Source organism: Vibrio sp. 10N.222.55.C7 (assembly GCF_041473335.1).
In the GTDB taxonomy this organism is placed as follows: Bacteria; Pseudomonadota; Gammaproteobacteria; order Enterobacterales; family Vibrionaceae; genus Vibrio; species Vibrio crassostreae_C.
The window spans coordinates 1-1,391 of sequence record NZ_JBFRSC010000098.1 but is presented as its reverse complement, the minus strand read 5'-3'; the positions used below and the strand labels follow the sequence as shown (position 1 = coordinate 1,391).

Annotated in this window: 2 protein-coding genes; both read right to left on the bottom strand. The window is 48.6% G+C overall.

Translation table 11 applies throughout. The features are described from left to right. On the bottom strand, positions 1-615 hold a 615-nt coding region (locus AB4482_RS22760), incomplete at its 3' end, for a transposase zinc-binding domain-containing protein (RefSeq protein ID WP_372181781.1). Beyond that, positions 612-1,391: tyrosine-type recombinase/integrase (locus AB4482_RS22755; RefSeq protein WP_372181779.1), on the bottom strand; the 780-nt coding region annotated here is incomplete at its 5' end. The genes AB4482_RS22755 and AB4482_RS22760, both read right to left, overlap by 4 nt.

Here is a 1,391-nt window from a genome sequence, read left to right as displayed (position 1 = left end):
CCACAACGTTGGGTGTTGATTAATGGCCTCTAGCATTCTTGCTCGCCATACTTTGGCCAAAGCAAACGCGTTGAAGAGGTAATGCTTGTTGCCTTTGTGCCACGTTTGCCTCGACGCGTCGTATTGGCCTGCCGCCACGATAATGTGCAGATGTGGGTGCAAGTTTCGTTGTCGGCTGTGAGTATGCAATACGGCGGTAAAACCAAGTTCACCTTGCCGTTGTCGGTTGGCAAAATCCTTTAATACCCCTGATGCCACCTTAAACATACCGTTATATATCGCTTTAGGTTGATGTCTTGCCAGCACTCTCAATTGATACGGTAAAGTGAAGGTCACCATGAAATAGTGAACAGGTAACCGTTTTTGCTGTTGACGCTGTAGCCAGTCAGAAGTGGTGCGTTGTTGGCATTGAGGGCAATGGCGATGACCACAAGAAAGAGGCAATCGGTCATCGTGATGGCAGTGACTGCAGAACCATTGTGAGCGTCCTTGTTGCTCTGTTTTGCAACGGAGCATCGCCCCAATAGCTCGATGCATATCGCCATTTATCTGCGCAGGATAGTGATGCTTAAGCGCACGATGATGCTGGCGAAGCAGTTCAATGAAAGTACTCATTTTATGCTCCATGTTAAGTCTAGATCATCCGTTAATTGGTTGATGGCCATTGCCGCATCACGCTGCTTTATCTGAGTCATTCGGGTGTATCGTGCCGTGGTGTTGAGGCTTGCATGACCGAGCAGTGATTGCAGTGAACGCAGGTCGACTCCTTGCTCAAGTAAGTGCGTTGCGAAGCAATGTCTGAGTGAATGAGGACTCGCATGCTTTTTGATACCACACTCTTTAAGTACAAGTTTCATCGTCTTTTGAATTCCGCCACGATCCATAGGGGTGTCGTGACATGTACCAAGTCCAGGAAATAAGTAGCAAGGATGCTTATGGGTAAGCCAGTGCGTGCGGAGTGCCTTAAGCGTTCGCTGCGGAAGCGGCACCATTCGGTCTTTTCCGCCTTTTCCTTCCCGTATGTGAACGCGCATTGTTTGGCTGTCGATATCATGAACCGTAAGATTTAATCCCTCACTGAGTCGTAACCCCATGCTGTACAGAGTAAGAAAAAACACCTGATAACGTGCTTGTCGAGTGTGAGTAATCAGCGAGCTGACTTGCTGTGGTGTCAGTATGTCGGGCAGTCGTTTTACTTGTGGCGGCTTGACGATATTGAGCCACTCCCACTGTTTATCGAGCGTGTAGCGATAGAAAAACTGCAAGCCATTACGATCGAGTTTTATGGTGCTCCACGAGTGGGTTTGAATAAGAGACGCGAAGAACTGTTTGAGGTCAGAGGTCGTTAATGTATCAGGGGCTCGGTCGAAATGAGCGGTGATCCGACGAAC